The organism is Thalassotalea sp. LPB0316, from assembly GCF_014898095.1.
Classification (GTDB): domain Bacteria; phylum Pseudomonadota; class Gammaproteobacteria; order Enterobacterales; family Alteromonadaceae; genus Thalassotalea_G.
Genome location: NZ_CP062946.1, coordinates 150,534 through 174,714, shown reverse-complemented (window position 1 = coordinate 174,714; position 24,181 = coordinate 150,534). Strand labels below are relative to the sequence as shown.

The window sequence follows — 24,181 nt, the reverse complement described above, 5'->3', positions numbered from 1 at the left end:
TTTTTTTTACATGAAATATATTCAACTGTTTTAAACACCCTATCTTCCTGTACTCCTTGATAATCAATGCTTTGGCGCGACTAGTTCAAAAATCGATTGTTTTTTGTGTAAATATCATTACATTTGCTATTGTCATTAACACAAAAATAACTTTAAATTAACATGTAAATAAAAGTTACAAAATTTTAACATTTGTGTCAAAATTGAGCTTTAACAATTAATTTATACAAGTTGTTAAAGCCATAAATCGATATAAATCGATCACCGTACAGATGCAAGGTCTGTACAAAATAATAAAAACGTTCAGGGAGTAATAACTATATGAACAAGCTTAATAATGTCGCTAAAGGTATTAAATTAGCGCTTATGCTTGGTGCTGCATGTAGTGTCAATGCCTATGCTCAAGATGCTCAAGAGCAAGCTATTGCAGTACAAGCCGCCGCAAACGAAGTTCAAACAGATCCATTACTAGAAGAAGAAACAGAAGAGCGCATCGTCGTTACTGGTTCTCGTATTCGTCGTAGTGAATTTGATACTGCTTCTCCAGTACAAGTCATCAGTGGTGAAATTTCACGTGAGCTAGGTTTATTTGACGCAACGCAAATGTTGCAAAGAACAAACCAAGCCGCTGGTGCCCAAATCGATAATACCTTTGGTGGTTATGTTTTAGATAACGGCCCTGGTTCAGCATCAATTGGTTTCCGTGGCTTAGGTGCAGATCGTACCTTAGTTATGATCAACGGTCGCCGTATGGCTCCGGCCGGTGTTGGTGGCGCGCCAACAACACCAGATTTGAACTTGATCCCAGCGGTAATGATTGAGCGCATCGAAAACTTATACGATGGTGCATCAACAGTATACGGTTCTGATGCTATCGCCGGTGTAGCAAACGTGATGTTACGTCAAGATTTCGAAGGTTTTGAAATCCAAGGTTCTGCTAACCAACCAAAAGGCGACGGTGGTGAAGAAACTGTTTTATCTGCTATGTGGGGTAAAACATCAGATAATGGTTACATTGCCATTGGTGCTGAATATTACGACCGCAAGGCGCAATCACTAGCTGATAACCCATTTGTAAGAGGCTGTGAAGAGCGCATTTTTGAAACAGAAAATGGCGATATTGTTAAGCGTTACGGCGGTATTGGCCCAACAGTTAACGGTGAAGACTCTTGTGATATCTTCCCACTAACAAACCGTATGTTTATTGAAAACGGTTTCTGGGGCTCAGTGTACAATACACCTGGTTTCACCAATACGGGTATTCCAAACTGGAGTGAATCAACTGTTCCTTTCCAATATGCGGGCTTATTACCGACTTGGATTACTGGTGATTCAAATGGCGACGGCATCCATGATGTGGCTTTCCCTGACGGTAATGGCGACGGTCTACGCGATTTTGATTTCCAAGACCCACGCTATGCTTTCCAACAATCTGATTACTACAAATCAGGTGACTACTTAGGTAAGAACGAGCGTATCTCAGTTGTTGCCAACGGTGAATACAACTTCCAAGACGAGAACGATACAACGATTTACTTTGATGCATTATACGCTCAACGTAACTCAGATCAGTTCTCACCAGGTGCCCAGCTTTTCCAAATGGTAGAAGCAGACAACCCATTCAACCCGTGTAACCCGAATGGTATCAACGGTATTGACTGTTTTGGTGTTTTAGGTTTTGGTAACGCAGGTCCATTGCGTGCTATGCCAATTATCAATATTCACGGTGACCGTGATACGCATAAAGTTGATGTATCACAATACCGTTTAGTTGGTGGTGTTACAGGTAACCTAACTGGTTTAGAGTCAGTTGGTTTAGATAACTGGTACTATGATGTTTACGCGTCATTTAGTGCGTCATCAGGTGAATACATTACGCGCGGTATCAACGAAGCTAATTTAATTCACTCGTTGAACACGTCAGTATTAAATGCTGATGGTTCAGTGACTTGTGGTGACGGTTCTGATGGCTGTGTACCGGTTAACTTATTTGCTGACAACATATACCAAACCGGTGGTGGTACATTAACTGCTGCTGAGTATGACTACTTGATGTCTGATCGTATCGCAGATACAGAAATTGAGCAGTTCGTTACTGTCGGTTTCGTTGGTGGTGAGTTAGGTAAACTACCTTGGAACGGCAACCCAGTAAACGCAATTTTTGGTGCTGAGTACCGTAAAGAAGAAATCAAAACCAATAACAACGACGTAGCGACTGACGGTTTGTTATGGGGTTGGTTCTCTGATAAAGGTGCTAACGGTGACCGCAGCTTTAAAGAATTCTTCACTGAAATTGAGTTACCACTTGTTTCAGGTCGTCCAGGTGTCGAAGAGTTTACCTTCACAATGTCTGGTCGTTGGACAGATGAGAGCTACTATGACGCTGCAACAACTTACAGCTTGAAGGGTGTTTACCGTCCTGTTGAGTGGTTCACTTTACGTGGTACTAAAGGTACGTCATACCGTGCACCAAACTTACGTGAGCGCTTCTTAGCGGGTACAACGGGCTTTAACTCAGTTACTGACCCTTGTGTTGTACCATCAGATGCTCGTATTTCTGATGCCTTAGACCCAACGGCTCCAGATGCTTATGATCCAACTCGTGATACACGTGATCCTACGGTATTACAAGCGTGTAACGCTGACGGTGTTGATCCAACTTTACTAGGTTTAGGTCAAAACGGTACTGAGAAGTTTACCCCAACTAACAGCACTGAAATCGTTTCAGGTGGTTCTACTCAGTTATCTGAAGAAACATCAGTTGCCAAAACATACGGTTTTATCTTCGAGCAACCGTTTAGTGAAGAGTTTGACTTAACATTCTCTGTGACTAAATTCGATATTGAAATCACTAACTCAATTGCCGAGCCGACAGCTGCTTACAGTGTAAGCCAGTGTTACTCAGCTGATGGTAACGATGCTTTCTGTTCGCGTTTATCTCGTAACAGCGACGGACAAATCAACTTTGTTGATGCAAGTTTTATCAACATCGGTTTAGAAACATCTAAAGGTATGGATTACAACCTTTACTACGCTCAAGACTTCTTAGTTGGCGAGCAAAACTTGAATGTTTCACTAGACCTTCAAGCGACCAAAATGGATGAAGCAGTTGTTGATATCTTTGGTTCAGTTGATGACAACGTTGGTGAACCTGACTTCCCAGAGTGGCGTGCAACAGCACAGTTATCATTTGAGTATGATGACTGGCGCTTTAACTGGTTCACACAATTCATTGGTAAAGGTAAAGAAGACTACTACAACGACGAAGATGGCGGCTTTAACGCATTTGAAGTAGGTTGTGACGGCTTCTACTCTGACGCAGCTCAAACGGTACCATTGGATTGTCGCCCTGTAGGTGCTACTGAAGATTACTTCTTACACAATATGTCTGTTAGCTACTCAACAGATGACTTCCGCGTAGCGGTTGGTGTACGTAACGTATTCAATGAAGCGCCACCATTAGTTGACCCAAGTGGTTCATTCTCTAACACTAACATTCCGTTAGGCGTTGGTTATGACACGTTTGGTCGTACGCCGTTTATTAACTTCTCGGCGGTATTTTAAGCATTAGCTTAAAAAGGGATAAATGGCCTCAATAGAGGCCATTTATATATTTTTTAACAAAAGTGAAACAGGTTATGAGAAAGGTTTTTCATTTTATTTTAACTGCCGCTCTATTGTGTGGCACATCACTTAAGGCAGAGGCGACTTCAGCTGCTGACGCTGTCGAAGCATTTTCTATTTTGCCCATGATACGCAGCGTGTCGGTTTCCCCAGATGGAAAACAGATCGCAATCGTTAGAGCAAGTACCAAAAACGGCGATTACTACATTGAAATAAGACAAACCAAAGATTTAACTAAAGACCCTGTAAAACTTGGTGCTAGCAAGATGCTAGTGTCGGGTGTGAGTTGGTTAAACAATGAAAAGATCGCAGTTTCTTTCAGACAAATTTTAAGAGATGGCGCTAGCAGTTATTGGGTTGGCCAATTCGCCATCACCGATGCCGATGGTAAAGGTGACTGGCTAGTTCCGTTTCAAAGTAAAAAAAATATCCGCGGTTACCAAATAATTGATCCACTACCGAATGATCCCAATGAGGTCTTGGTTGAAGTGGATATCAATGCCAATTATATCCCTGATGTTGTACGTATGAACGTTAAAACAGGTCGCACTAAAATGGTGCTTAGGGGGAATACAAAACGCAGTGGTGGCTTTACGCCAGATGCAGACGGTGAAATTCGCGCGGCAACGGGTTGGAACGCGTCAGAAGATACAATCGATATTTTTGCCCGCAAGCAAGGGGACGATGATTGGCAATTAGTCTTTCAGAATTCACCAAGTGATCGATCAAATTTTGATTTCTTAGGATTCAATGATGAAAATCCGAATGAAATTTGGGTAAATGCCAATAGAGGTCAAAACACGACGGGCATTTATCTCTACAACCTTGAAACCAAAAAATATTCTGAGCGTTTATTTGGTCTAGAGAATGTTGATGTTGACGGCGTTATGTTTGATCGCTTTGGTAAGAGCTTAGGTTTTACCTATACAACCAAACAACCGAAGCGTTATTTCTTAGATCTTGAAATGCAATCGTTATATCAAGGTATAGAAGCTTTATTTCCGGGCGAGTTTGTTTCGTTATCAAGTTACTCTGACGACTACAACCAAATTGTTATTCGTACAAGCTCTGCGAAAAATCCAGGTACTTATTACTTATTGAGTTATAAGCAGACGTTAAACAAGATTGGCGACGTTTCTCCACAAATTAAGCCAGACATGTTATCTGAGGTTAAATATATCTCATATAAAACTCGTGATGGATTAAAACAGAAAGCTTATGTAACACTACCAACTAAAGGCAAAGCCCCATACCCAACCGTTGTGATGCCGCATGGTGGCCCTTGGGCTCGCGATGTTAATATTTACGATCCGTGGACACAATTATTGGCAAGTCAAGGTTACATGGTTGTTCAGCCTCAATTTAGAGGGTCAACAGGTTACGGCATGAAGCATTGGAAAGACGGCGACAAGCAATGGGGGTTGATCATGCAAGATGACATGGACGACTCAGCCCTATACCTAGTGAAAAAAGGTTTAGCCGATAAAAACAAGTTAGGTATGTTTGGTTGGAGTTATGGTGGTTACTCAGCATTTGCTGCCTCAATGCGTGAAAATAATATTTATCAATGTTCAATTGCTGGTGCAGGGGTGAGTAATTTAGATCGCATTAACTCAACGCTAAACGAAAGCCGCTTCTTAAGAGAGTTGCAAAAACCTACAATTGAAGGTGTTTCACCAATCGACCAAGTAGAGAAAGTCAATATCCCTATTTTAGTGGTTCATGGTGACATTGATGAACGTGTTCCGGTGATCCATAGCCGAGAGTTTGTTGACGAGCTTAAACGACTCAATAAAGATCACAAATATGTAGAGCTACAAGATGCCGATCATTTCTCTGATACCTTATTTTATGATCACAAAAAAGAATTCTACGGTGAGATGTTAGATTGGTTTACTAACAAATGTGGATTCTAATAGGTTAACTTCCTATACTTAAAGCCAGCGTTTTGCTGGCTTTCTTTTTTTTAAGGATATAAAAAATGAAAAAACTTGTTTTAGGTGTGGCTTGCGGTTTATTAACTGCTTGCTCGCAAACACCTGAATCGTCGAATGGACAATCTCAATGGGATTTCGATCACAAGGTGCAATTTAAACAAACGAAGATATCAGAGAATACTTACCATATTGTCGTGATCCCCAATTCAAAAGTTAGGTTTGAGCAATTATCGACGTTTTTGATTAGACGTTCGCTAGAAGTGTGTAATAGTTACGGCTTCAAGCTTGAAGTGCTAGCTGGAGTCGAGTCTTTTACCGATAGAAAGGCGAATGCCAATAAGATTTTTAGCTCGCTTGCGGCGAATTTAGAATGCCCTAAGCAAGGTGATTGATTGAATAAAATGACTATCAACTAATTAACTAAATTGATTGTTATCACAAATAAAAAGGGCTACCCATGGGTAGCCCTTTACGTCATACCGGCGTAGGCCGGTATCTTAATCTAACGGGTGTTTAGCTCGGATCAGCAATCTTAACTGCAACAGCTTGTGACGCTGGTGTAGTCATCGCCTCTGTTGGTGGAGCAAAGCGCGTTAAGTCGATGCCTTCAACCGCAGCTGTGTATTCAGCCATTGTTGGGAAGCGACCTAAGATAGTTGAAAGCACAACTAACGGCGTTGAACCTAGCAACGATTCACCTTTCTTCTCTGAACTGTCTGCAACAACACGGCCTTGGAATAAACGTGTCGATGTTGCGATTACGGTATCACCTGGTTCAGCTTTTTCTTGGTTACCCATACATAGGTTACAGCCTGGGCGCTCAAGGTATAAGATGTTTTCGTACTTAGTACGTGCTTCACCTTTCGGGTTAGCGTCATCAAATACGAAGCCAGAGTACTTGGCTAAGATGTCCCAATCGCCTTCAGCTTTTAACTCATCAACAATGTTGTACGTTGGTGGCGCAACAACTAATGGCGCTTTAAATTCAATGCTGCCGTTTTGTTTTTCAAGGTTGCGGAACATTTGCGCGATAATTTGCATATCACCTTTGTGTACCATACATGAACCAACGAAACCTAAATCTACTGGCTTACCGTCGTAGTATGACACAGGGCGAATAACATCGTGCGTGTAACGCTTAGAAACGTCTTCGTTGTTTACGTCTGGGTCAGCGATCATTGGTTCAACAATTGAATCTAAATCAACAACGACTTCAGCGTAGTACTTAGCATTTTCATCTGGTGCTAATGCTGGTGTTTCACCAGATTTAATACCAGCAATGCGCTCATCAGCTAACTTAATTAAACCTGCTAATGTTTGCGCTTGGTTATCCATACCTTTGTCGATCATGATTTGGATACGAGATTTCGCTAGCTCGATAGACTCAATTAACGTTTCGTTGTTTGAGATACATACAGACGCTTTCGCTTTCATTTCTGCTGTCCAGTCAGTAAATGTAAACGCTTGGTCTGCTAATAAAGTACCAATGTGTACTTCAATTACGCGGCCTTGGAATACGTTTTCACCTTCAAACTGCTTAAGCATTTGTGCTTGCGTTGCGTGAACGATATCACGGAAGTCCATGTGATCAGCCATTTTACCTTTAAAGGTAACTTTTACTGATTCTGGGATTGGCATTGCAGATTCGCCTGTTGCCAATGCTAATGCAACTGTACCTGAGTCAGCACCGAAGGCGACACCTTTAGACATACGCGTGTGTGAGTCACCACCGATGATAATCGCACGGTCATCTACTGTGATGTCGTTAAGCACTTTGTGAATAACGTCAGTCATTGCGTGGTATTTACCCTTAGGGTCACGCGCAGTGATAACACCAAAGGCGTTCATGAAAGCCATTAGCTTAGGCGTGTTGGCTTTGGCTTTGCTGTCCCATACTGATGCCGTGTGACAACCTGATTGGAAAGCACCATCAACTAGTGGCGAGATCGTAGAAGCAGCCATTGCTTCTAATTCCTGACATGTCATTGGGCCAGTTGTATCTTGAGAACCAACGATGTTTACTCTTACGCGAACGTTAGAGCCAGCGTGCAGTGGTGTAGTTGATTTAACGCCTACTGCATTGCGGTTGAAGATTTTCTCAACAGCCGTTAATCCTTGATTCTCAATTGAAATTTCTTTTGCTGGTGCGTATACCGCTGGCGCATCAACACCTAGTGTTTCAGCCGCGAACGTTTGTAACTTCTTACCAAATACGACAGCGTAAGAACCACCCGCTTTCATGAACTCTACTTTTTGTGGCGTAAATGCTGAAGATACGTCAACTAGCTCTTGATCACCGTTGTATAACTTCTTGGCTTTAGTATCGATAGTTAATACTGTGCCCGTTGCTACTGAGTACGCTTCTTCTAATACTGGGTCGCCATTTTCGTCGGTTACTGTGTTGCCGTTAGCGTCTACTTTCTTGACCCAGTTTTTAAGGTCAAGGCCAATACCGCCAGTAACGTCAACTGTTGTTAAAAAGATTGGTGCGATACCGTTAGTACCCGCTACAACAGGTGCGATATTAACAAATGGTACGTAAGGCGACGCTTGCTCACCAGCCCATAATGCAACGTTGTTAACACCAGACATACGTGATGAACCTACACCCATAGTGCCTTTTTCAGCCACTAGCATCACTTTTTTGCCAGGGTGAGCTTTTTGAAGGGCAACAATCTCTTGTTGTGCTTCAGGGGTAATCATACATTGGCCGTGTAATTCACGGTCGGCACGTGAGTGAGATTGGTGACCTGGCGATAATAAGTCAGTAGAGATATCACCAACACCAGCAACGTAAGTTACTACGTCAATTTTCTCTGGTACGTCAGGTAATTTAGTGAAAAACTCAGCATTTGCGTAGCTTGCTAAAATGTCTTTAGCAACGGCATTGCCAGCTTTGTATGCTTCGGCTAAACGGCTCGTATCAGCGTCGTACAAGAATACCTGAGTTTTCAACACTTCAGCCGCTGGCCCTGATACAGATGCATCATCACCTAACGCTAAATCAAGCAGTACTTCGATTGAAGGGCCACCTTTCATGTGTGAAAGTAATTCAAAGGCAAATTCGACTGAGATTTCAGCGACTGTTTGCTCACCTAAAATAATTTCTTTTAAGAATTTTGCTTTAACGCCAGCTGCACTCGTTGTACCTGGAAGCGTGTTGTAAATGAAGAAGTTCAAAGAATCTTCGCGGTGCTCATTCTCAAGATCTTTGATCTGCTCAATAATTTCAGCTAATAAATCAGCGCTATCAATTGGCTTTGGTGCTAAACCAAGCTCTTCTTTGCGGTTTTTAATTTCCGCTAAATAATCTGAATAAAGACTCATTCGATGCTCTCTTTTACTAAAAACTACTAACGGACGGGTGTTAGTAGTATGAATTATGGCGCATATTCTACCTTATTTTTTGTTGACGAGTAATCATTTGACGAAATAAGCACTATTCATAATGTTTATCGCTGGTAGAAGTTGTAGTGATAATGGTTATACCAGTTTGGTTATTTGACCAAGCGTTACTTTCTCTACAATTTGATGTTCATTTATTTGTACTAAAGTAGCGTTTAGCTTTGAAAAATAATTTTTTATATTGATCAAAATAAACTTAAATGCGGTTCTTCTATTGTATAGTTAACGCCATAAATCACGCCGAGGCGTGTGACAAAATAAGAAAACGTTAAGCAAATGATAAGTCATTTGGTTTGTTGCTTATAATCTCTATAACCCTAATTCAGGTTATTTATACAATTATTAATGTTGAACAGTTACGTTTATAAAAGGGTAAAAACATGCTTCAAGAGTATCGCAAACACGTTGAAGAGCGAGCTGCTGAAGGTTTAGTGCCAAAACCACTAGATGCTGAACAAGTCGCTCAATTAGTCGAATTAGTCAAGAACCCACCAACAGGTGAAGAAGAATATATTTTAAATTTATTGGTAAATCGTGTCCCGCCGGGTGTCGATGACGCGGCATATGTTAAAGCAGGTTTTTTAGCTGCTGTAGCTAAAGGTGAAACAAGCTCGCCAATACTTACCGCCGCACGGGCAACTGAGTTACTCGGTACTATGCTCGGTGGTTATAACATTGAACCTATGATTGATTTACTCGACCATCCCGAGTTATCAACTATCGCCGCGCAAGGACTGAAAAAGACATTGCTGATGTTCGATGCATTCTATGATGTTAAAGAGAAAGCTGACGCTGGTAACTCAGCGGCCAAAGAGGTGATGGCGTCATGGGCCAATGCCGAGTGGTTCACAAACCGAGAAAAAGTCGCAGAAAAAATTACCGTTAAAGTCTTTAAAGTGACCGGTGAAACCAATACCGATGATTTATCGCCGGCACCAGATGCTTGGTCACGCCCTGATATCCCCGTTCATGCCAAAGCCATGCTTAAAATGGAACGAGATGGCATTATGCCAGACGAGCCAGGCGTGGTTGGTCCGTTAAAGCAAATTGAAGCACTACAAGCCGATGGCATTCCATTAGCGTACGTAGGTGATGTTGTCGGTACAGGTTCAAGCCGTAAATCAGCGACTAACTCCGTGTTGTGGTTTATGGGTGAAGACATTCCTTATATTCCAAATAAGCGCACCGGTGGCGTGTGTTTAGGCGGTAAAATCGCGCCGATTTTTTACAACACGATGGAAGACTCAGGTGCATTGCCAATTGAGCTTGATGTCCAGAAAATGCATATGGGTGATGTGATTGATATCTACCCCTATCAAGGTGTGGTTAAAAAAGGTGATGAAGTCATTTCACAATTTACCTTAAGCCCAGTGTTACTTGATGAAGTACGAGCGGGTGGCCGTATTCCGCTGATCATTGGTCGAGGCTTAACAGGCCGTGCACGCGAAGCGCTTGGCTTAGGTGAAACTGATTTATTTGCTAAGCCTGTTGATGCAACGGATTCCGGCAAAGGGTATACGCTTGCTCAGAAAATGGTTGGCAAAGCGTGTGGTGTTGACGGTGTTCGACCAGGTCAATATTGTGAACCCAAAATGACCACGGTTGGCTCACAAGATACCACTGGCCCAATGACGCGTGACGAGCTAAAAGATTTAGCGTGTTTAGGTTTTTCAGCTGATTTAACTATGCAATCATTTTGTCACACATCGGCATATCCAAAGCCAGTTGATGTTCATACTCATCATACTTTACCTGATTTTATGATGAACCGCGGTGGTGTTTCGTTGCGCCCAGGTGATGGGGTTATTCACTCTTGGTTAAATCGGATGTTGTTACCTGATACCGTTGGTACAGGCGGTGACTCGCATACTCGTTTTCCATTAGGTATTTCATTTCCAGCAGGCTCGGGCTTAGTTGCCTTTGCCGCAGCAACAGGTGTTATGCCGCTTGATATGCCTGAGTCGGTATTAGTGCGTTTTAAAGGTGAGATGCAACCGGGTATTACTTTGCGTGACCTTGTGCACGCTATCCCATACTACGGGATTAAAGCCGGTATTTTAACGGTTGAAAAAGCGGGGAAAATCAATGAATTCTCGGGTCGCATTCTCGAAATTGAAGGGCTAACAGGCTTAACGGTAGAGCAAGCATTTGAGCTGTCAGATGCCTCAGCTGAGCGCAGTGCTGCCGGTTGTACCATTAAACTGGAAGAAGATGCGGTTAAAGAATACCTAGCATCTAACATTGTAATGCTTAAGTGGATGATTAGCGAGGGCTATGGTGATGTCCGCACGATTGAACGCCGTATAAAAGCAATGGAAAATTGGTTGGCCAATCCGTCACTAATGACAGCTGATAAAGACGCTGAATATGCTCACGTACTCGAAATTGATTTAAATGAAATCAAAGAGCCAATTGTGTGTTGCCCAAATGATCCCGATGATGCGCGTTTGTTATCAGAAGTTGCTGGCGATAGTGTTGATGAAGTCTTTATTGGTTCGTGTATGACCAATATTGGTCACTTCCGAGCGGCGGGCAAGTTATTAGAAAACTACGGTGGTGTATTAAAAACACGGATGTGGGTTGCTCCGCCAACCAAGATGGATCGTGACCAACTCACCGAGGAAGGCTACTACTTTACCTTTGGTAAAGCGGGGGTGCGCATAGAAACTCCTGGTTGTTCATTGTGTATGGGTAACCAAGCACGCGTTGCTGAAAAATCGACGGTACTTTCTACCTCCACGCGTAACTTCCCGAATCGTTTAGGCACAGGCGCGAATGTTTACTTAACGTCAGCAGAGCTAGCCGCAGCTGGCGCTATTATGGGTAAATTACCAACGCCAGCAGAGTATATGGAGTATGCGAAAACGATTGATGCAACCGCCGCCGATACGTATCGCTATCTCAACTTCCACAAAATGGAGCACTACACGAAAAAAGCCGGCTCAGTGATTATTCAAGCGCCAGCCTAGCGCATTAATTTGAGGCCAGTAGTTTTGGGGGCAGAGTCAATCGACTCTGACCCCAAATTTTTACTCTGACTCCAACTGTTTTAACGGTTTCAAATAAACGTCATCTAGTCGTCAAAAAACCTTCTATTTCAAGTCACTAAAACTTCATATTGACGCCATAAGATTTGTCCGATTTCTTTAATTTGGACAATAAAATGAAAAAAACAAAAATTGCGTTAATGCTTTCTGCAGCGCTTGCGCTTGGCGGCTGTTTCGCTGACGGTAATGACGGCGCAAACGGCGCGGCGGGACCTCAAGGACCACAAGGCGAGCAAGGAATTCCAGGCGATAATGCGCCTGTTGGTATCGATATTTCGATGATCGGACGAGCGGTGTTAAACGCTGAAGATGCCGAAGGAGCAGCTGAAATAGTCAGTTACCAAATTTCCAAAAATTGGTTGTATGCGATTAACAGCTCAACTGCCTCGCCAACCGTTAATATTATCGACTTAACGGATGTCGACGCCAATGAGCTAAGCGCAGACGGTGACGGTGTCATTACTAACACTAACTTGGCGACGGCAATTACCTTAGATGTATCGGCTAATACGCCAGGGGACGCTAATAGTATCGCTGTTAACAACAGCTTTGAGGTGTTAGCAGTTGCCATGGCGGCTGATGAAACTGGTACTAAAGGCATGGTGGCCTTTTATGATATTGCTGGCGCACAGCCTGTTTTTATCAAAAACGTTGAGGTCGGCTATTTGCCTGATGCGCTAGCTTTTTCACCAAATGGTCGTAAGTTAGTGGTTGCTAATGAAGGTGAACCCTCGGGAGATTATACGATCGATCCTGAAGGTAGTATTTCAATTATCGATTTGGATGAAAATGGCGTTATTGCTGACACTGCATCATCGATCACCTTTGAAGCATTCAATAACTCACAGACTGAGCTCGAAGCACAAGGGATGAAATTTACCAATCCAACGGGCAGGACAATTAAAGGTCAATTACTAGACATCACCGTAGCGATGGATTTAGAACCTGAATATGTTGCTATCTCAAAAGACAATAAAACGGCTTTTGTTAGCTTACAGGAAAACAATGGTATAGCGATTGTTGACCTTGAAACTCATCGTGTTGACATCAAAGGTCTTGGTTTTAAAGATTGGAGCGTTTATGGCCTTGATGCGTCAGACAAAGACGGTGGCGTAAATATTCGCACTTATCCAAATTTGAAGGGCTTATACCAGCCTGATACAGTGGCTAGTTTTACTTGGCAGGGGGCAGCTTTTGTTGTCACAGCGAACGAAGGTGATGGCCGAGAATATTTCTTCGATGCTGACGATGAAGCGAGTTGTTTAGCTGATGGTGGCTTAGCATTTGACGAAGATGACGGTTGCTTGTCTTACATCGATGAAGTTCGCGCAGAAGATCTGACACTAGGTACGGCGTTTGATGGTATCAACAATGATGATAGTGATTTAGGCCGATTAAAAGTTATTGAGCCGATGGGTGATGACGATAACGATGGTATTTATGAGTCGTTATATACTTACGGTGCTCGTTCTTTTTCAATCTTTGATCAGAATGGCAACTTAGTGTTTGATTCTGGTGATGATATGGAACGAATTACCGCATCAATTCACGGTGCTAGCTTTAATAATGATGAAGATGAGAACCAAGGTGACACTCGTTCAGACGCTAAGGGCCCAGAGCCAGAAGCACTCGCTATTGGCGAAATAGGTGATAAACGCTATGCCTTTATCGGCTTAGAGCGTATGGGCGGCGTGATGGTTTACGATATCACTAACCCGTATAACGTGAATTTTGTTGATTACTTTATCAATCGTGGATTAAATGAAGATCAGGAAATTACAGGTGATTTAGCGCCAGAAGGCATGGCTTTTATTCACGCCGATAATAGCCCGACAGATGAAGCGCTGTTGATAATAGGTAATGAAATTAGTGGTAGTGTTAGTATTTGGCAGATCAGCCAAAAATAACTTGAAACTAAAAAATAAATGGGGTCAGAGTCATTTAACTCTGACCCCAAATTTTTAGTAACTCGGCTTGCTATGTTTGATACCCGCTTCTTCAGCCAACTCTTTAGGCATGTAGTTTTCATCGTGCTTGGCGAGTACTTCGCTAGCATTAATAACAAAGCCTTCTGCTAGGGTACCATTGGCAACAATGCCTTGGCCTTCGCGAAATAAGTCTGGCAAGATACCGTCGTATTTTACTGTAACCATAGGATCTGTGTCCGAAAAAGCAATTGGCATGCGCATATCGGCTAATTTAAAGCTAACTTTTAAGCTGTCTTCATCGCGCTTAACGCTGCCTGGCACGACTAAGCCACCAATGCGAATGCGCTGGCCTATTTGTGCTTTCATACCGGTATCTTCTTTGCCTTGGTGAATTTCAGATGGCTTGAAGAACAAATCGATGTTTTGGCTTAACGCATACAGCACTAAACCGGCTACTACACTTAAACCAATTAATACCGATAAAACAATGGTTAAACGTTTTTTTCTTCTCGGGTTCATTTCTTTACCTTTGACTAACTATGTAGATTGCGACAGCGTTTTTTGTTGCTTGGCTGCGCGTTTTAACTTTTCTTGACGGATGTGTTGCTGAGCAATACGCTGTTTTACCTGTTTGTGGCTCAGTAAGCTGTTAAGCACTAGACCTAAAAGCAATACAAAGGCGGCACCAAAAGACAACCATACGTAAAAGCCATAACCGCCCATGGCGAAAAAATCAGCGAATGACGAAAACTGCATTAGTTAGCCTCCTCTTTGACTAATTGCTTAACCCAAGGTCTCATGGCATTACGGCTTAAAATTTCGGTTTTAAAGCGCACGCAAGTAACTGCAGCAACGAAAAAAGCAAAACCAAAAAAGCATAAAACAAATGGCCAGTACATATCCATGCTCATCGCTGGCGCATCTAAACGAGAAACTGTTGCGCCCTGATGTAGGGTGTTCCACCACTCGACAGAGTATTTAATAATTGGAATATTAATTACGCCAACAATCGCTAAAATACCGGCTGCTTTACCGGCTAACGCTTTATCTTCAAAGGCGTTGTGTAAGGCAATTACACCTAGATATAAGAACAATAGAATCAGTTCAGAGGTTAAGCGGGCGTCCCAAATCCACCACGTTCCCCACATAGGTTTACCCCAAGAAGCGCCTGTAATTAGTGCTATAGCTGTAAATACAGCGCCAATTGGCGCTAAAGCTGCGGTAGTTGCGTCAGCTAATTTGAGTTGCCAGACTAAACCACAAAATGCGGCAATTGCCATACCCATATAAATACTCATCGATAAAATAGCTGACGGCACGTGAATGTAAAAGATGCGAAAGCTTTCGCCTTGTTGATAATCGGCAGGGGCAAATAATAACGCCCAAGTTAAACCAATTGATAGCAGAATAACACTTAACCAAGTAAACCATGGCGTTAACTTACCGGTAAAGTGGTAAGTGATCTCAGGATTCGCGTATGGATGTAACCATTTCCACATTTTAGTTAGTACTCACTTTTAAAGCTGCGCTCACGGCAAAGGGCGCAAGGGTGAACGATGTAAAAAATAATGCGCCGATTATAGCAACTTGCCCTGAATAGGGTAAGTTCATCGCCGCAGTGTCAATTGCACTAGTGGCAAATATTAACACGGGGATATACAGAGGCAGCACGATCAAGCTCAACAAAACACCGCCTTTTTTAATGCCAACCGTTAATGCTACGCCAATCGCGCCAATAAAGCTCAATATTGGCGTGCCAATTAACAAGGTAATAATTAATGCGCCGTAACTGTTTTCGTTTAAATGCAGTAGTACGGCCAGTAGCGGGGCAATAAAAATTAACGGCAAGCCGGTGATCAGCCAATGGGCGATGATTTTCGCCAAGACGATAATAAAGAGTGGTTGGGGCAATAACATCATTTGCTCTAACGAGCCATCGGCGTGATCGGCTTTAAATAATCTATCGAGCGATAATAAAGTGGCCAGTAATGCAGCTACCCAAATAATCCCTGGGGCTATTCGACTTAACGTATTTGCCTCAGGGCCTATACCTAATGGGAATAGCGTAACAACAATGATAAAAAATAAAATCGGATTGAAAATATCGTCTTTATGACGCAGTGCAATGGTTAAGTCACGCTTGAGCATGAGCATAAATGCTTGACGGTAAGATGGAACTTTACTGCTCATAATTACACCAGTTGATAAGACAGTTCGATGGTTTTTAACCGCTGAGGATCTATCGCGAGATCTTGGTGTGTCGTTAAAATCACACACCCCCCCTTGTCTGCATGTTCGAGGAAGAGGTTTTCTAGGTTTTTAACCCCTTGCTTGTCGATAGCGGTAAATGGCTCGTCTAAAATCCAAATCGGTTTTGGGCATTGCCATAATCTTGCTAAAGCGATTCGGCGATGTTGGCCAGCACTGAGGTGCGAAGCTAATGCGTCTTCAAAACCGAGTAAGTTCACGTGCTCAAGCGTTTGTTCGGCGGCACTGGGGTGTTGGCCGTGCATTGCCAAATAAAACTCAAGATTTTCTTGCGCGGTCATCTCGCCTTTAACACCAGCAAGGTGGCCGATATAGGTAAGATTTTGGTTGTAGAGTTCAATATTACTCGTTAACGCAGTATTTTGATAAAAAACATTGCCTTCATAGGGTTGAGACAGGCCAGCTAAAATTCTTAATAAGCTCGTCTTTCCTGCGCCATTAGGGCCCGCTATTTGGACAATATCGCCAGCCTTGAACTGACAACTAAGTTCTTCAAATAAAATGCGATCTTCGCGAATGCAGGTTAAATTTTCTGCTTTTAATAAAGCGTTCGAATTTGACAAGGTGATCTCTAACAATAACGAGCTTATCTAAGTTGAGTGTTTATTTCGTTAAACAAGCCAAAAATTACATTGATGGTCGTTATCATACACTAAGACACCAACCGATTCATGGCCTTTTTATGCAACAAAACATGTCAAATAAAAACACATTTATGGCTTGCGAATTAACGTTGAAATTAAATTATTACATTTTGTTTCAAATCAAGCGTTTCACTATTCACCCGATAATAAAGTCTTTATAATCGACGAAATGTATTTTTTATACGTATAATACCAAGTCCATTAAATATTTAACCATTCAGAGCTACGTCAGGGAAGTTAGAACAAAGCAAATTGATGCAGGTGTAGCCGTCTCCATCAAAGCAATTTGTGCAGTTATCACTTTTCTGACGAGCTACCAAGGTCGAGTTTAAATGGCTTATATGCTTCGTTACTGATTTTGCTAAGGGAATAACCATTACCGGCAATCAAAGCCTTGCCTATAAGCCATTTAATTCTCGCTGAATGACCTAATATTCAATGAACTTGGTATAACAATAATCGCATTCGTATTGCTTGGAGTTATAGATGTTACCTGAATTAGGTCACTTTTCACTGATCATTGCTACGGCATTTGCACTTTGCTTGAGTATTGTTCCTACCATTGGAATTTTCACTCACCACGACAAGCTCACTGCATATGCTAAACCGTTGACATTTGGCATGTTCATTTTCACCGCAATTAGCTTGTTCATTCTCGGTTACAGCTTTGTGCTCGATGATTTTTCGGTGAAGTATATCGCTGGCCACTCAAATAGTTTGTTGCCTTATTACTTTAAAATTAGCGCGGTGTGGGGCGGCCATGAAGGTTCATTATTGTTATGGGTATTTTCGTTAACCGCGTGGACAATGGCGGTGGCAAAATTTAGCAAAGGGATTGACGAAGGCTTTATCGCTAGGGTGCTAGTCGTGCTGGGTTTAGTCTCACTAGGCTTCATGATTTTTACCTTACTAACCTCAAATCCGTTTGAGCGATTATGGCCCGTTGTACCAAGTGAAGGACGCGATCTCAATCCATTATTACAAGATATCGGCTTGATTATTCACCCGCCAATGCTCTACATGGGGTATGTTGGATTTAGTGTCGCGTTTGCTTTTGCCGTAGCAGCACTTTGGTGCGGTAAATTAGATGCCGCTTGGGCTCGTTGGTCTCGCCCATGGACGGTTGGCGCGTGGATTTTCCTAACCCTAGGGATTGCACTAGGCTCGTGGTGGGCATATTACGAACTTGGCTGGGGTGGCTGGTGGTTCTGGGATCCAGTTGAAAACGCATCATTTATGCCGTGGCTGGTGGGTACGGCATTGATTCACTCACTAGCGGTAACAGAAAAGCGCGGCACATTTAGAAACTGGACAGTATTGTTAGCAATATTTGCTTTTAGCTTGAGCTTGTTGGGGACGTTTTTAGTGCGCTCAGGCGTTATTACTTCGGTCCATTCATTCGCTGCTGACCCAACGCGCGGTGCCTTTATTTTGATGTTGTTGGCTATCGCAATGGGTGGCTCTTTGATGCTGTATGCCTTTAGAGCGAGTAACGTGCAAAGTTACAGCCGATTTTCGTTTTACTCACGCGAAACGGCATTGTTAATCGGTAATATCATCTTGGTCACCTCTGCAGTTACTGTTTTACTTGGTACGCTATATCCGCTGTTTATCGATGCACTTGGCCTTGGCAAAATTTCGGTAGGCCCTCCTTATTTTAACGCCGTATTTGTGCCGTTAATGGCACTCCTATTTATTGTTATGGGGATTGGACCATTGATTCGCTGGAAGCGTGCGAAAAAAGGCGAATTGAGAAAGCATATTACTGTCCAGTCAATTGTTTCTGTTGTCTTTGGTTTGGCATTCCCCGTGCTTTACGGTGGTGAGTTTGACGCCTTGGTCGCGATGGGCATGGCATTAGCGATGTGGGTCGCCTTGGTTGTATTGAAAGATTTTTATAATCAATTACAAAGCCGCAATAAAATTAGTTTGAGTCAGTTGGGGATGACAACGGCTCATTTAGGTATCGCGATCACCGTTGTTGGCGTAACCCTGGTATCGAGCTATGAAACGGAAGTTAACGTTCGGATGGAACAAGGTGAAACCGTCAACGTTGCTGGTTTTGATGTCACATTTAATGGCGTTATTCCGGTAAAAGGGCCAAACTACAGCGCAGAGCAGGGCCAGTTAGAAATATCAAAAGACGGCAAATTTTTAAGTTTATTAAAACCTGAGCGTAGAACTTATTTAGTACAAACCATGGGAATGACGGAAGCGGGTATTGACCCTGGCTTTTTCACCGACGTTTACGTTGCACTTGGCGATCCATTATCAGGCGGTGCGTGGGCAATACGCGTTCATATTAAACCCTTTGTTCGATGGATTTGGTTAGGGGCTATTTTTATGGGCTTAGGCGGACTATTTGCGATCCTTGATAAGCGTTATCGCCGTAAAAAACTGCCTGAGGCAAAAGCAATCAAATTAACGCCGTCAAATAAACCCATGGCCACGCCAGCGACAGATTCAGGGAATGCATAATGAATAAAGTCATTCGATTTATCCCATTAATTTTATTCGTATTGTTAGCGGTGGTGTTATATCGCGGCTTGAGTTTAAATCCAGAAAAACTGCCATCGGCGTTAATTGGTAAACCCGTACCGGCATTTACCTTGAGCCAATTAAAAGACGCTAACACGACGCTATCGGCACAAGACTTAACGGGCGATATTGTGCTGCTTAATGTCTGGGCGACTTGGTGTCCGTCATGTCGTTATGAACACCCTTATTTACTTGATTTAGCCAAAAGTGATCGAGTTAAGCTATACGGTCTTAATTACAAAGACGAGCGTGACTTAGCCATTACATGGTTAAATCAGCTAGGAGACCCGTATGAGTTTTCAATCTTTGATGACATGGGGCGCTTAGGTCTTGATTTAGGTGTTTATGCCGCGCCAGAAACTTTTGTTATCGATCACAACGGCATTATTCGCAAACGCTTTGCCGGCCCGATAGATGCAAAGGTGTGGCAAGATGAGTTCGAACCATTAATTCGTCAATTAGAAGCTGAACGAGCTAAGGGATAATGATGAGATTTATTAGCTTAATTATTGCTTTACTGTGGTTAGCAAGTGCCCAAGCGAGCCCAATCGATACCTATCAATTCAAAAATGAAGTCGATAAAACGCGCTATCAAGCTTTGGTAAAAGAGCTGCGTTGCCCTAAATGTCAAAACCAAAATTTAGCCGATTCAAATTCTCAAATTGCGGTTGATTTGCGCGAGCAAGTTTATGTCATGATCAACGAGGGTAAATCTGATAAGGAAATTGTTGATTACATGGTGGCGCGTTATGGTGATTTCGTTCTGTACCGACCTAAAGTTAACGAAATGACTTACATCCTGTGGTTTGGTCCAGCGGTATTACTGCTGATTGGCGCTATCGTTGTGGTCATGATAGTGCGAAAAAAAGCGCCGCCACAGGCAGATAAGCCAATGAGTGAAGCACAAAAACAACAATTAGCAGACATTTTAAAAGAAGAATAATCAGTTATGAGTACAGTAATTACCCTTGTCGTCTTACTTTTACTTGTCTTGGTAATTGTTTGGCTACACTTTTTCAGACAGCAACAAGTTGGCGGTTTTGATCAAAACGTGCGAGATGATACCAATGTCAATTTATATCACGAACACAAGGCTGAAATTGAAGCCGATTTTGCTCAAGGTAAAATCGATCAAGAAAACTATGACTATTTGAGACAAGAGCTCGACAAAAGTCTATTGCAAGATGTTCAAGAAAACCAACAACACAAAGAAGTCTTTGAGCAAAAGTCTCTGTCGATTATTTGGCCCGTTGGTATTAGCTTGTTCGTGCTTGTATTTAGTTTTGCCTTGTATGACAAAATAGGTGCTTTTGAGCAGCTCTCGATGCCACAACAAATAGCTCAACAAGATCAAATGGCTGAAGCTGAAAGGGCTCGTCAACAAGAAACACTCACTCGCATTGCTCAGCTGCGTGAACAATTAGCTCAACAGCCTAATGATGCAGATACTTGGTACTCGTTAGGTCAAGCACTCGTTGGCGTCGGTGATTTTAATGGGGCGATATCTGCCTTTGCCAAAGTTGAAGAAATTGATGGTCCGCACGCCGATATTTATGGTGCGATGGCACAAGCCACGTATTATCGTGAAAACCAAGAAATCACGCCAGAAGTACAAACGTTAATTGATAAGGCGTTAGCTATAGATCCACTTGACCCTTCCACTAATATTTTGTTGGGTATGCATAGTTTTATGCACCAAGATTACGCCAAAGCGATTCAATATTGGCAACCCGTGATCGATAGTGGTCGTAGTAATGTCAATGCACAAGCACTGCAAGAAGCGGTCAATGAAGCGAAAAACCGATTGGCGTTAACTGGCCAAGCACAAGAAATTGAATCTGAACAAGCCGTTACTGGTTCGCAGCTAAGCCTAAACGTATCCATTGGCGATAGTGCCATGGCCGAGTTGATCCAGCAAGAAGACAAAAACGTATTCATTTACGCTATCGCAAGTGACGGACCAAAAATGCCAATCGCGGCGGTTAAAGTACTTGCCAGTGACCTACCTGCAACGATCGTGCTTAATGACTCTCAGGCGATGATGCCGCAAATGAAGTTAAGCATGTTCGAGCGCGTTCATGTGTTTGCTGTTATTTCACAAGACGGGACGCCAGGTGTGAAGCCAGGAGATTATCAAGCGGTTGTGCGCGATATTATTGTTGCCGACAGTAAACCGCTAGATGTTGTCATTGATGAGAAAGTTACGGATAGCGTTGAATAATCATTTACTAGGAAGTCGATATGAAAACCTCTTTGTTGAATAAGGTACTAATTGCTGGCGTTTTTGCTAGTTTTGTCCAACTGCCAATGACAGCCAAGGCTAGCACTGAGCAAGTCAACCCAAGCCAAAGTGCGTGCCCAGCTTATTTAAATCAGACGATGCGAATGTTGCATTCGAGCAAAACCGTCAATTTATGTGAGCTTACCCAAGGTAAAACGGTACTGTTTGTTAATACCGCGAGTAATTGTGGCTTTACGCCGCAGTTCAAAGGCTTAGAAGCGCTTTACAAGCAACACAAAGACAAGGGCTTAATGATTGTTGGCTTCCCGTCAGATGACTTTTTCCAAGAAGAAGACGATGAAAAAGACACTGCTGAAGTATGTTTTGTTAACTATGGTGTCACTTTCCCGATGATGGAAACATCAAGTGTCCGTGGTGATGATGCCAATCCTGTATTTGCTCACCTAGGTGAACAAACAACGTCACCTAAGTGGAATTTCTACAAATACCTAGTGACAGACAACGGCAGTAAAGTACGCCACTTTAATTCACGGGTCTCACCAACTGACGAAGAGTTTGTGCAGGCATTAAACCAAGCATTAACGCAATAAGGACAAGATAGCTGTATGTCGAGATTTGCTGGACGAGATAAATCACTACATGACAAAAAGCCACGAACAGGTGTGCTACTTGTTAATTTAGGTACACCTGAAGCACCTACTGCCGGAGCATTGCGCAAATATCTTCGCGAGTTTTTATCAGACCCTCGGGTAGTAGAAATACCGCGCTTGATTTGGATGATCATTCTTCACGGTATTATTTTACGGGTTCGTCCAGCAAAATCAGCAAAACTATACGAAAGTATTTGGACAGAGCAAGGCTCACCGTTAATGGTGATCAGCCAGCAGCAAAAAGACAAAGTTGCACAAAAGCTGGCGCAAGACTGTGATCAGCCAATAGATGTTGCTTTAGCCATGCGATATGGCCAACCTTCAATTAGTAATGCGTTGAATGAGTTTCAACAGCAAGGCATTGACAACATTGTCGTGATGCCTTTGTATCCGCAATACGCTGGACCAACAACAGGGTCGGTCTTTGATGCGGTGGTAGATACCATTAAACCTTGGCGTTGGATACCATCACTGCATTTTGTCGGTAGTTATCATCAGAACGAAAAATACATCAAGGCGTTAGCGGCGAGTGTTAAAGAGCATATCTCGGCTCATGGTAAGCCTGAAAAGCTGGTGTTGTCTTATCACGGTATGCCTAAGTTGTTTCACACTCAAGGTGATCCTTATTATTGTTTTTGTGCGCTGACCACGCGTGCGCTAGCAAAAGAGTTAGGCTTAGCTGAAGATGACTTTGTGATGACCTTTCAGTCGCGCTTTGGTAAAGCCGAATGGCTAAAACCCTACACAGATGTTACGCTCGAGGAGTTAGCGCAATCGGGTGTCAAACATGTCGCGATAATGAGCCCTGCATTTAGCGCTGATTGCTTGGAAACACTTGAAGAGCTAGTGGAAGAAAACAAAGAAGTGTTTATCGACGCTGGTGGCGAAACCTATCACTATATTCCGTGCTTAAATGACAGAGACGATCACATTGAGGCGATAGTGGATATGATAAAGCCTTATACTATTAGACCTTAGTTTTAACATTTTGGGGTCAGAATCAACTGACTCTGAGCCCCTTTGCCACCACACCGTCATCCCCTAATGTTGTTATAGAGGATCTCATGGCCATTACTGCAGGAGATTCCCGCCTAAGAGAACGCGGGAATGACGACTTTAATGACGTCATGCACTGACTACCATATTGTCATCCCCTAACTATCACACCGTCATCCCCTAATGTTGTTATAGGGGATCTCATAGCTATTACTGCAGGAGATTCCCGCCTAAGAGAACGCGGGAATGACGACTTTAATGACGTCATGCACTGACTACCATATTGTCATCCCCTAACTATCACACCGTCATCCCCTAATGTTGTTATAGGGGATCTCATAGCTATTACTGCAGGAGATTCTCGCCTAAGAGACCGCAGGAATAACGATCATTAATGGCTACTGAGCCTTTGATTAGGTCTAAATTTAGGGTACAAAAAAAGGAGCTATATGCTCCTTTTTTAATGCTTACGCATTAATTATAAAGCAGTTACGTTTTCAGCTTCAGGGCCTTTTTGACCTTGTTTTACGCTAAAAGATACTGCTTGACCATCAGTTAAAGTGCGGAAACCCGAACCTGTGATGTTAGAGAAGTGAACGAAAACGTCAGGGCCGTTTTCTTGCTCGATAAAGCCGAAGCCTTTTGATTCATTAAAAAATTTAACTTTGCCAGTTACTGTATCAGACATACTTACATTTCCCGTAGTACTAAAATTTAAATTAAAAAGGTGTTCTACCAATTTGGTATGACAACCATGTCACGGAGTAAATGCCCTCTACCCAAAAGTACAGACAGAGGAAGGTATAGCCAATAACACTAGCGCGTCAGGTGAATCAATACATCTATATTTGATTAAGAACCTTCATCCGAACGCAAAAACTCAACGCGAATATGAATTTACA

General features: G+C 42.7%; 18 protein-coding genes. 11 read left to right on the top strand and 7 right to left on the bottom strand.

The annotated features are described in order from the left end of the window. Positions 1 to 321: 321 nt before the first annotated feature. From LP316_RS00740 to LP316_RS00730, 3 genes are all read left to right on the top strand, one after another. Positions 322 to 3,564, top strand: a complete 3,243-nt coding sequence (locus LP316_RS00740; protein ID WP_193022210.1) for a TonB-dependent receptor — start codon at positions 322 to 324, stop codon at positions 3,562 to 3,564. A 74-nt stretch (positions 3,565 to 3,638) separates the two neighbouring features. Continuing rightward, positions 3,639 to 5,540, top strand: a complete 1,902-nt coding sequence (locus tag LP316_RS00735) for an alpha/beta hydrolase family protein (RefSeq protein WP_193022209.1) — start codon at positions 3,639 to 3,641, stop codon at positions 5,538 to 5,540. A 65-nt stretch (positions 5,541 to 5,605) separates the two neighbouring features. After that, entirely contained in the window at positions 5,606 to 5,953 is a 348-nt protein-coding gene (locus tag LP316_RS00730) for a hypothetical protein (protein ID WP_193022208.1), read from the top strand. 121 nt (positions 5,954 to 6,074) lie between these two features. On the opposite strand, the gene LP316_RS00725 is transcribed toward LP316_RS00730, so the two are convergent. Continuing rightward, the gene (locus tag LP316_RS00725; protein ID WP_193022207.1) at positions 6,075 to 8,888 is read right to left on the bottom strand and encodes a bifunctional aconitate hydratase 2/2-methylisocitrate dehydratase; all 2,814 of its coding nucleotides are present in this window, start codon (positions 8,886 to 8,888) and stop codon (positions 6,075 to 6,077) included. A 458-nt stretch (positions 8,889 to 9,346) separates the two neighbouring features. On the opposite strand from LP316_RS00725, the gene acnB reads away from it, so the two are divergent. Further along, a complete protein-coding gene (gene acnB, locus LP316_RS00720; RefSeq protein ID WP_193022206.1) occupies positions 9,347 to 11,935 on the top strand; it encodes a bifunctional aconitate hydratase 2/2-methylisocitrate dehydratase in 2,589 nt (862 codons plus the stop codon). Positions 11,936 to 12,129: 194 nt separating this feature from the next. Further along, positions 12,130 to 13,920, top strand: a complete 1,791-nt coding sequence (locus LP316_RS00715) for a choice-of-anchor I family protein (protein ID WP_193022205.1) — start codon at positions 12,130 to 12,132, stop codon at positions 13,918 to 13,920. 54 nt (positions 13,921 to 13,974) lie between these two features. Here the strand turns inward: LP316_RS00715 and ccmE are convergent, their stop codons facing one another. The 5 genes from ccmE to ccmA are packed head-to-tail and all read right to left on the bottom strand — an operon-like array spanning position 13,975 to position 16,778. Beyond that, entirely contained in the window at positions 13,975 to 14,460 is a 486-nt protein-coding gene (gene ccmE, locus LP316_RS00710; RefSeq protein ID WP_193022204.1) for a cytochrome c maturation protein CcmE, read from the bottom strand. A gap of 18 nt (positions 14,461 to 14,478) precedes the next feature. After that, on the bottom strand, positions 14,479 to 14,697 hold the full coding sequence (gene ccmD / locus LP316_RS00705) for a heme exporter protein CcmD (protein WP_193022203.1): 219 nt from the start codon (positions 14,695 to 14,697) through the stop codon (positions 14,479 to 14,481). Next, positions 14,697 to 15,440, bottom strand: a complete 744-nt coding sequence (locus tag LP316_RS00700; RefSeq protein ID WP_193022202.1) for a heme ABC transporter permease — start codon at positions 15,438 to 15,440, stop codon at positions 14,697 to 14,699. The genes ccmD and LP316_RS00700 overlap by 1 nt, the downstream gene beginning before the upstream one ends. A gap of 1 nt (position 15,441) precedes the next feature. Continuing rightward, on the bottom strand, positions 15,442 to 16,131 hold the full coding sequence (gene ccmB / locus LP316_RS00695) for a heme exporter protein CcmB (protein ID WP_193022201.1): 690 nt from the start codon (positions 16,129 to 16,131) through the stop codon (positions 15,442 to 15,444). A gap of 2 nt (positions 16,132 to 16,133) precedes the next feature. Then, entirely contained in the window at positions 16,134 to 16,778 is a 645-nt protein-coding gene (gene ccmA, locus LP316_RS00690) for a cytochrome c biogenesis heme-transporting ATPase CcmA (protein WP_193023768.1), read from the bottom strand. A gap of 561 nt (positions 16,779 to 17,339) precedes the next feature. Between ccmA and LP316_RS00685 the strand changes: the two genes are divergently transcribed. The 6 genes from LP316_RS00685 to hemH are packed head-to-tail and all read left to right on the top strand — an operon-like array spanning position 17,340 to position 23,261. Beyond that, the gene (locus LP316_RS00685; RefSeq protein WP_193022200.1) at positions 17,340 to 19,331 is read left to right on the top strand and encodes a heme lyase CcmF/NrfE family subunit; all 1,992 of its coding nucleotides are present in this window, start codon (positions 17,340 to 17,342) and stop codon (positions 19,329 to 19,331) included. Next, positions 19,331 to 19,876: a DsbE family thiol:disulfide interchange protein gene (locus tag LP316_RS00680; RefSeq protein ID WP_193022199.1), complete on the top strand. Its 546-nt coding sequence runs from the start codon at positions 19,331 to 19,333 to the stop codon at positions 19,874 to 19,876. Before LP316_RS00685 ends, LP316_RS00680 begins: the two co-directional genes overlap by 1 nt. Positions 19,877 to 19,878: 2 nt before the next feature. Further along, positions 19,879 to 20,334, top strand: a complete 456-nt coding sequence (locus tag LP316_RS00675) for a cytochrome c-type biogenesis protein CcmH (RefSeq protein WP_193022198.1) — start codon at positions 19,879 to 19,881, stop codon at positions 20,332 to 20,334. Between the two features lie 6 nt (positions 20,335 to 20,340). Then, entirely contained in the window at positions 20,341 to 21,612 is a 1,272-nt protein-coding gene (gene ccmI, locus LP316_RS00670; protein WP_193022197.1) for a c-type cytochrome biogenesis protein CcmI, read from the top strand. A 20-nt stretch (positions 21,613 to 21,632) separates the two neighbouring features. Further along, positions 21,633 to 22,223 (top strand): glutathione peroxidase, encoded by a 591-nt coding sequence (locus tag LP316_RS00665; RefSeq protein WP_413470663.1) that lies wholly within the window; start codon positions 21,633 to 21,635, stop codon positions 22,221 to 22,223. 15 nt (positions 22,224 to 22,238) lie between these two features. Further along, positions 22,239 to 23,261: a ferrochelatase gene (gene hemH, locus LP316_RS00660; RefSeq protein WP_193022196.1), complete on the top strand. Its 1,023-nt coding sequence runs from the start codon at positions 22,239 to 22,241 to the stop codon at positions 23,259 to 23,261. A gap of 496 nt (positions 23,262 to 23,757) precedes the next feature. Here hemH and LP316_RS00655 read toward each other — a convergent pair whose 3' ends face one another. After that, positions 23,758 to 23,967 (bottom strand): cold-shock protein, encoded by a 210-nt coding sequence (locus tag LP316_RS00655; protein WP_193022195.1) that lies wholly within the window; start codon positions 23,965 to 23,967, stop codon positions 23,758 to 23,760. Between the last annotated feature and the right edge of the window lie 214 nt (positions 23,968 to 24,181).

What these genes read in the sequence shown, in the direction of transcription:
- ccmE (WP_193022204.1), bottom strand. Translation starts at nt 14,460, where the DNA reads ATGAACCCGAGAAGAAAAAAACGTTTAACCATTGTTTTATCGGTATTA.
- LP316_RS00700 (WP_193022202.1), bottom strand. Translation starts at nt 15,440, where the DNA reads ATGTGGAAATGGTTACATCCATACGCGAATCCTGAGATCACTTACCAC.
- LP316_RS00715 (WP_193022205.1), top strand. Translation starts at nt 12,130, where the DNA reads ATGAAAAAAACAAAAATTGCGTTAATGCTTTCTGCAGCGCTTGCGCTT.
- ccmI (WP_193022197.1), top strand. Translation starts at nt 20,341, where the DNA reads ATGAGTACAGTAATTACCCTTGTCGTCTTACTTTTACTTGTCTTGGTA.
- LP316_RS00730 (WP_193022208.1), top strand. Translation starts at nt 5,606, where the DNA reads ATGAAAAAACTTGTTTTAGGTGTGGCTTGCGGTTTATTAACTGCTTGC.
- LP316_RS00725 (WP_193022207.1), bottom strand. Translation starts at nt 8,888, where the DNA reads ATGAGTCTTTATTCAGATTATTTAGCGGAAATTAAAAACCGCAAAGAA.
- acnB (WP_193022206.1), top strand. Translation starts at nt 9,347, where the DNA reads ATGCTTCAAGAGTATCGCAAACACGTTGAAGAGCGAGCTGCTGAAGGT.
- hemH (WP_193022196.1), top strand. Translation starts at nt 22,239, where the DNA reads ATGTCGAGATTTGCTGGACGAGATAAATCACTACATGACAAAAAGCCA.
- LP316_RS00675 (WP_193022198.1), top strand. Translation starts at nt 19,879, where the DNA reads ATGAGATTTATTAGCTTAATTATTGCTTTACTGTGGTTAGCAAGTGCC.
- ccmB (WP_193022201.1), bottom strand. Translation starts at nt 16,131, where the DNA reads ATGAGCAGTAAAGTTCCATCTTACCGTCAAGCATTTATGCTCATGCTC.
- LP316_RS00735 (WP_193022209.1), top strand. Translation starts at nt 3,639, where the DNA reads ATGAGAAAGGTTTTTCATTTTATTTTAACTGCCGCTCTATTGTGTGGC.
- ccmD (WP_193022203.1), bottom strand. Translation starts at nt 14,697, where the DNA reads ATGCAGTTTTCGTCATTCGCTGATTTTTTCGCCATGGGCGGTTATGGC.
- LP316_RS00740 (WP_193022210.1), top strand. Translation starts at nt 322, where the DNA reads ATGAACAAGCTTAATAATGTCGCTAAAGGTATTAAATTAGCGCTTATG.
- LP316_RS00680 (WP_193022199.1), top strand. Translation starts at nt 19,331, where the DNA reads ATGAATAAAGTCATTCGATTTATCCCATTAATTTTATTCGTATTGTTA.
- LP316_RS00655 (WP_193022195.1), bottom strand. Translation starts at nt 23,967, where the DNA reads ATGTCTGATACAGTAACTGGCAAAGTTAAATTTTTTAATGAATCAAAA.
- LP316_RS00685 (WP_193022200.1), top strand. Translation starts at nt 17,340, where the DNA reads ATGTTACCTGAATTAGGTCACTTTTCACTGATCATTGCTACGGCATTT.
- LP316_RS00665 (WP_413470663.1), top strand. Translation starts at nt 21,633, where the DNA reads ATGAAAACCTCTTTGTTGAATAAGGTACTAATTGCTGGCGTTTTTGCT.